The 6,832-nt window shown below is 34.3% G+C and carries 8 protein-coding genes; all 8 read left to right on the top strand.

Annotation, left to right across the window (positions count from 1 at the left end):
* Nucleotides 1–268, top strand: a 268-nt coding sequence (locus tag E0F91_RS06460) for an IS3 family transposase (protein WP_165930099.1), incomplete at its 5' end; no start/stop codon positions are given.
* 74 nt (nt 269–342) lie between these two features.
* Nucleotides 343–945, top strand: a complete 603-nt coding sequence (locus E0F91_RS06455) for a CHAP domain-containing protein (protein ID WP_132065500.1) — start codon at nt 343–345, stop codon at nt 943–945.
* Between the two features lie 412 nt (nt 946–1,357).
* Nucleotides 1,358–1,663 (top strand): DUF6804 family protein, encoded by a 306-nt coding sequence (locus tag E0F91_RS06450; RefSeq protein ID WP_132065499.1) that lies wholly within the window; start codon nt 1,358–1,360, stop codon nt 1,661–1,663.
* A gap of 179 nt (nt 1,664–1,842) precedes the next feature.
* On the top strand, nt 1,843–2,379 hold the full coding sequence (locus E0F91_RS06445; RefSeq protein ID WP_132065498.1) for a hypothetical protein: 537 nt from the start codon (nt 1,843–1,845) through the stop codon (nt 2,377–2,379).
* Nucleotides 2,380–2,587: 208 nt separating this feature from the next.
* Nucleotides 2,588–5,374, top strand: a complete 2,787-nt coding sequence (locus E0F91_RS06440; RefSeq protein ID WP_132065497.1) for a type I restriction endonuclease subunit R — start codon at nt 2,588–2,590, stop codon at nt 5,372–5,374.
* Nucleotides 5,375–5,385: 11 nt separating this feature from the next.
* Nucleotides 5,386–5,658, top strand: a complete 273-nt coding sequence (locus E0F91_RS06435; protein ID WP_132065496.1) for a hypothetical protein — start codon at nt 5,386–5,388, stop codon at nt 5,656–5,658.
* A gap of 62 nt (nt 5,659–5,720) precedes the next feature.
* The gene (locus E0F91_RS06430; RefSeq protein WP_132065495.1) at nt 5,721–6,392 is read left to right on the top strand and encodes a DUF433 domain-containing protein; all 672 of its coding nucleotides are present in this window, start codon (nt 5,721–5,723) and stop codon (nt 6,390–6,392) included.
* Complete coding sequence (locus tag E0F91_RS06425; RefSeq protein WP_132065494.1) at nt 6,392–6,817, top strand: PIN-like domain-containing protein; 426 nt, start codon at nt 6,392–6,394, stop codon at nt 6,815–6,817. Before E0F91_RS06430 ends, E0F91_RS06425 begins: the two co-directional genes overlap by 1 nt.
* Nucleotides 6,818–6,832: the final 15 nt, after the last annotated feature.

Here is a 6,832-nt window from a genome sequence, read left to right as displayed (position 1 = left end):
TGCAAATGTTTTAGACTCATATAAGGTAACTCGAAGCATGAGTAGAGCGGGAAATTGCTGGGATAATGCAGTAGCTGAGAGCTTCTTCAAATCATTAAAAACAGAATTAATTTATGGAAATAAACTGATCTCTAAAGAGCAAATGAAACTTCAAGTTTTTGAATATATAGAAGTCTGGTACAATCAAAAAAGAAGACATTCAGCTTTGAAATACCTGACGATAATGGAATTTAACACTAAAACCAATAATTACAAAAATGTCGCTTAACTTAAACTCCACTTTTTATTTGCATATCCAAGTATTTACAGTTACGTAATTTATAAAATAGCACCAAATTCTACATGAATACACTTATTTTTAAAAGAGTTCACTATCTACGGTTTTTATTAGGACTGCTAAGCATTGTAATAATCTATAGTTGTAATAGTAGTGATAAAAAACCACCGCGGAAATTTGGTACTCGCATTGATAATCTTAACGGAGTTTCTGTTTATTATAATGGAAGTATAGGAAACGTAAAGGGTCGCAATAAAACCTCAGACGGATATAATCTTGGTTTAAAATACCAATGTGTTGAATTTGTAAAACGGTACTACTATGAGTATTTGGATCATAGAATGCCAAATACTTATGGCAATGCAAAGGACTTCTTTAATAAAGGTTTAAAAGACGGCCAAAGAAACAAAGATCGGAATCTGTCTCAATACACAAATCCAAGTCTAAAAATTCCCAGAATAAATGATCTGGTAATATTTAGCGGAACAGTGTTTAATAAATATGGACATGTTGCAATTATCTCTAATGTTACGAATCATGAAATAGAAATAATCCAGCAAAATCCGGGACCGTTTAGCGGTTCAAGAGAGAAATTTAAACTTTTAAAGAAAAATAACAAATGGAAAATAGATAGTGATCGCATCATGGGTTGGTTAAGAAAAGAATAATAGGAATGTGGCCAACCGTATTTCAAAAATAAAATCCACTATGTCTACGGATGAAGTTTTTTTACGTAAGACCGAAAAATACGATCAATCCATTGATACAGTTTGAAGACTCATATTGAATAGGTGAAAGGTATATACCTATTACTATAAGAGAATTTTAAGAATCGCTTAGAACTATTACTACAGTAAATACGATAAATATCGATATAAGAACAAAGAGCGATGGCCGTTACAAAGACTATCACAATAAAAAAACTAAAAGAAGAGAGAATGCTATTAATACAAATAGACAAACGAATTAGATAATTAATACTAAACAATAAACTGCCCATAAAATGGGTTCTGCTTGAGTCTGGCACTACATTGATGAAAAAGTACACATTTGAACATATCAATCTAAACAATCCTTGAAATGAATAACATAATAATTAAGATAGTTCTAGCCACTTTACTCCTACTCTGTCTCCTAAACATGCCCTACGGCTTTTACCAATTCGTCCGTTTTGCAGCAATGGTAGGGTTCGCCTATTTAGCGTATTCAGCAAATGAGCATAACAACAAAAACGAACTATTTATCTATATCTCCTTAGCAATTTTATTTCAACCCTTTTTCAAAATAGCATTTGGCAGAATGATATGGAATATAGTGGATGTAATTGTAGGCATCGGATTAGCGATCTCGGTTATCAAAGATTCAAAAGTAAAAACAAATCGTTAACCTATAGTTTTACAAATAAATAGTACTTAAACAAACTATCAATATTTTTTTTACAAGACTTAGAGGGTGAAAAAGTAGTACATCGAAATTTTAGTTTAGTCAAGTTAGAAAAAAATGACGGATGGAATAAACAATTTAATAATTTAACATCAAATTGATCTAGTAAAATTTAAAAAAAAATGAAAAATAATTACTTCCTTCTACTAACAGCTTTTCTCTTAACTGGCTGTATGACTGATTATGAAAAAGCGCAAAAAGAAATAAATTTAGGACATTATGATAATGCTCTCTTTTTACTTGAAAAAATTGAAATGGGCAGCAGCGATTACTCCGATGCGCAACTAAAAATCACAAAAATAAATGAAATTATTTATAAGGAAAATAACATATCAAGTTCATCTAATCTTGAAGATAGTAGTCTAAACAAAAGCGATGAACAAATTTTGATTCAAAATAAAATACAAATTCAAAAGTTATACAATGAATTAATGATTTTCAAAAATGAAAGTTATTTTCACCAAGTTGGATTTGCTGTTTGTTGCGAATATAACAGGTGGCTAACTGATATTCAAGACTTAAAGCATTCTTCTGATATGGATGAATTATATGATCAAGGATACGCAGTTATTAGTTTAGAAACTGTTGGTCAGGAATATCGCAAGTCGCATGGTAAAGAGACGAAAATTAGCAGATTGTTATTAAAAAATCATTTATGAGGTTTAAAAAAATAGTGTCAAGCCATTAAGCATTTTCATTTTTTTAATCTCTAAATTTTTAGTCATTCAATTAGCAATTAAAAAAAACTATAAAAACATTTTTCATACTATTGCGTTTAAGAAAAATCTTATTTACATAGCTTGGTTATAGGTAAAAAACCAACTATTTTTTTATCTTTAGTCCAAATTAAAATTTCAGTTAAATTTCATGCTCAACCAAAATCCCGAACAAAAAGCAAGAGACATCATCGACAAGCAATTAATAGCTTGTGGATGGATCATTCAGGATAAGAAAAAATTGAATCTGGCTGCTGGATTAGGAATTGCTATACGCGAATACCAAACCGATATTGGTCCAGCCGATTACGTATTATTTGTAGATAAAAAAGCAATCGGAATTATCGAAGCAAAACGGGAGGAAGAAGGCATACATCTAACTTCTGTAGAGGAGCAATCTTCACAATATGCTAATGCCAAACTACGATTATTAAACAACGACCCCTTGCCTTTTGTATATGAAAGCACGGGCGAAATCACTCGTTTTACTGACTATAGAGATCCAAAACCACGTTCACGTACAGTTTTTACTTTCCATCGACCAAAAACTTTTTTGCAATGGTCAAAAGAATCCAAAACTTTGCGGGCACGTTTACACGATATCCCTTCGTTACCTACTGATGGTTTGCGTGATTGTCAAATTACAGCTATTACCAATTTAGAAAAATCTTTCAAAGACCAACGACCAAAAGCTTTGATTCAGATGGCGACGGGATCTGGCAAAACCTTTACGGCAATATCCTTTATTTATCGATTATTAAAATATTCCAAAGCCAAACGTATTCTGTTTTTGGTAGATACCAAAAACCTAGGCGAACAAGCCGAAGGAGAATTCCGTTCCTATACCGCTAGTGAAGACAACCGCTTGTTTACAGAATTGTATGGCGTGACTCGTTTGAGCAGTTCTTTTATTCCAAATGACAGTCAGGTTTATATTAGTACCATTCAAAGGATGTATTCTATTTTAAAGGAAACCGAATTGGACGAAAGTGCCGAAGAGGAAAACCCAAACGAAAGAACATTCGAACCCAAAACTGCCGTGCCAGTTGGATATAATGAAAAAGTGCCTATTGAGTTCTTTGATTTTGTAGTTATTGATGAATGCCACCGCAGTATTTATAACTTGTGGAAACAAGTTTTAGATTATTTTGATGTGTTCCAAATTGGATTAACAGCAACGCCAGACAACAGAACCTTTGGGTATTTTAACCAAAATTTAGTTTGCGATTATGGTTATGAAAAAGCTGTTATCGATGGTGTTTTGGTTCCCTACAACGTTTTTACGATAGAAACCCAAATCACCAAAGAAGGAAGCGTCATCAAGCTAGGCGAAAAAGTAGATAAACGCGAGCGCCTCACTCGAAAGAAATTTTGGGAAGCAATTGACGAAGACGAAGTATATAGTGGCAAACAATTAGACAAAGATATTGTCAACCCGAGTACCATTCGCACGATTATCAAAGCGGTAAAAGACAATTTGCCTGCCATGTTTCCCGATCGTGTGGACGAAAACGGAATTTTTGAAGTGCCAAAACTGCTCATATTCGCCAAAACCGATTCCCATGCCGAAGACATTATCGAAATCGTCCGAGAGGAATTTGGAGAAGAAAATAAATTCTGTAAAAAGATAACCTATAAAAGCCTCGAAGACCCAAAATCAGTCTTACAGCAATTCCGTAATGATTATTACCCACGTATTGCGGTAACGGTTGATATGATTGCAACGGGAACCGATATTCGTCCGCTCGAAGTGTTGTTGTTTATGCGTGATGTAAAAAGCCGCAGCTATTACGAACAAATGAAAGGACGAGGTACTCGAACTTGTTCTATCGAAGAACTGAAAGCCAAAGGAACACCTTCGGCCAAATTCAGCAAAGACCATTTTGTGATTATCGATGCCATTGGTGTCGAAAGTTCTCAAAAAACAGACAGCCGTCCTTTAGAAAAAGCACCTGGAGTTTCCTTGAAAGATGTTTTGCAAAACATCGCTATGGGAAATACTTCTGAGGATATGTTGAGCACCCTCGCCAATCGTTTGATTCGTTTGGAGCGCCAACTATCTGAGAAAGACAAACTAAAATTTGCCGAGCAAGCCAATGGTTTTACCATCAATCATATCGTAAAACAACTACTCAACGCTCATGATCCAGACTCGATTGAGAAAGTAGAACAGCAAGTAAAAACCGATCTAAAAGGGCAAGCGCCTATTGAAATTGAAGCTGCTATCGCCAAAGGAACACAGCTATTAATAGACGATGCCGTGGCAGTTTTTCACAATCCTGACCTACGTGATTTTATAGTAGATATTCGCAAGAAATACGACCAGATTATTGATGTAGTCAATATGGACAGCATAACCAATATTGGTTGGGTAAAAGACCAAGAAGTGGTTGCCAGCAATACGATTACCGATTTTAAAGCATGGATAGAAAGCAACAAAGACGAAATTACCGCCTTGCAAATTTTCTATGCGCAAGATTACCGCCGCAGGGAGTTCTCGTATAAAATGATCAAAGATTTGTGCGAAAAACTTAAAACCGAAAAACCACTTCTAGCGCCTTTATCCGTTTGGCGTGCGTATGAGCAACTAGAAAAAACCAATGGTTCTGCCAAAAACGAATTGATCGCCTTGGTTTCCCTCATTCGCCGTGTGAGTGGCATTGATACTACGCTTACCGCTTATGACAAAACGGTGGATAAGAATTTTCAAGATTGGATTTTCAAGAAAAATGCAGGACAACACAACGCCTTTACCGAACCGCAGATGCAATGGTTACGAATGATGAAAGACTATGTAGCCAACAGTTTTCATATCGATAGAGACGATTTTGATCTCAGCCCTTTCAATGCCGAAGGCGGTTTGAGTAAAATGTGGCAATTGTTTGGCGAAGAGACCGATGCGATTATTAATGAGTTGAATGATGTTTTGGCAGCTTAAAAGATGGAGATATGAAAACAGAAAAAGAATTAATCCCTAAAATGAAATTTGGAATCATTTACTTTATTCAAGAACAAAGGAATAATAGAAATTGGTCGAATGATTTGTTATTGGAAAAATTAGAAATTTCTCAAAAAGAATTAGATAAAGTTATGGAAAACAAAGAACCAATTGCAGCATCATTTGCAAAAAAGCTCTCCATTATTTTTTCAACATCGGCTGAATATTGGATAAACATTGATAAGAATTACAGAAATTGGCTCATAAATTCGGGGAATTATTAATGAATTAAACAAAGTTTTAGCAGCTTAAAAGTTATAAATTTGTAACAACTATAAAATTAGAAATGTTCGAAAATCAGTTACAGTTAGGCAATGGAATTTTTACTACGCAAGAAATTGCGCAGATTCTTCGTGTGCCTTATCATAAAGTAAACAAATGGATCACTAAATACTGGGATGGCGACTTAGGAAAATGTTATGAACAACAATATTCGTGGTCTGTTGGTAATACTCGTGCTGTAGGTTTTCATACACTAATAGAGTTTTATGTAATGATGCAATTTGCAGAAGCAGGCGTAAAAACAAGGGAGGTTTTAAAGGCCCACAAAGAGCTTTCACAATTTTACCAAACCCATTTCCCTTTTGCAAATAAAGAAGTTCTGGACAATATCAATACTGACAAATCAAAAATATATTTGCGTCTAAATGGAGATACTATTTCATTAGACGGAAGCAAACAATTTAATCTCGATATTATAAAACTGTTTTTCAAAAATCTCGATTTTGACAATGAAATGTTAGCTTCTCGTTTTTGGCCTTTGGGCAAGGAACACAAAATTGTTTGCGATCCGCATAGAAAATTTGGACAACCCATTTTAGATGGAACAAACATTCAATCCGAAGCTATTTATAGAATGTATTTAGCCGAAGAGCCTATTTCATTTATTGCAACCCTTTATGAAATATCTGAAGTGGAAGTAAAAGATGCTATTTTATTTCATAAAAAAGCAGCTTAATGATAAAAAAGTACAAAATCTATATCGATGAAAATATGCCTAGCCAATTAGCACACGGCTTGAATTTGTTGCAAGAACCTCAAAATTTGCGAGATGGTATTGAGATACAAGTGCTTTCAATTAAAGATGTTTTTGGCAAAGGAGCGCAAGACGAAGATTGGATACCAAAAGTAGGTGCCGAAAAAGGAATCGTAATTACCCAAGATTTTAGAATACAATCACAAAAACACCAACGAGAATTATATATAGAAAGCGGTGTTGGTATTTTGTTCTTAAATCCACCTTCCAAAAATGGTTTTTCGTATTGGGATATGGTCAAAAAGCTGGTTACCGAATGGGAAGATATCAAACAAATTGTCAAAAAAAATAAAACCCCCTTTGCTTTTAGAGCTACATCCCGAAAAGAGTTTGAAAAAATGGATTAGTTTTATTTGATTGAA

Origin of the sequence: Flavobacterium sandaracinum, assembly GCF_004349135.1 — a bacterium.
Lineage (GTDB): Bacteria > Bacteroidota > Bacteroidia > Flavobacteriales > Flavobacteriaceae > Flavobacterium > Flavobacterium sandaracinum.
Note: the sequence above shows the minus strand (reverse complement) of the source record. Positions and strands in the feature narration are given on the sequence as shown.

Bases quoted from the DNA above. Each gene is read 5' to 3' on its own strand.
- E0F91_RS06425 (WP_132065494.1), top strand. From the start codon at position 6,392: ATGATAAAAAAGTACAAAATCTATATCGATGAAAATATGCCTAGCCAA.
- E0F91_RS06430 (WP_132065495.1), top strand. From the start codon at position 5,721: ATGTTCGAAAATCAGTTACAGTTAGGCAATGGAATTTTTACTACGCAA.
- E0F91_RS06445 (WP_132065498.1), top strand. From the start codon at position 1,843: ATGAAAAATAATTACTTCCTTCTACTAACAGCTTTTCTCTTAACTGGC.
- E0F91_RS06450 (WP_132065499.1), top strand. From the start codon at position 1,358: ATGAATAACATAATAATTAAGATAGTTCTAGCCACTTTACTCCTACTC.
- E0F91_RS06440 (WP_132065497.1), top strand. From the start codon at position 2,588: ATGCTCAACCAAAATCCCGAACAAAAAGCAAGAGACATCATCGACAAG.
- E0F91_RS06455 (WP_132065500.1), top strand. From the start codon at position 343: ATGAATACACTTATTTTTAAAAGAGTTCACTATCTACGGTTTTTATTA.
- E0F91_RS06435 (WP_132065496.1), top strand. From the start codon at position 5,386: ATGAAAACAGAAAAAGAATTAATCCCTAAAATGAAATTTGGAATCATT.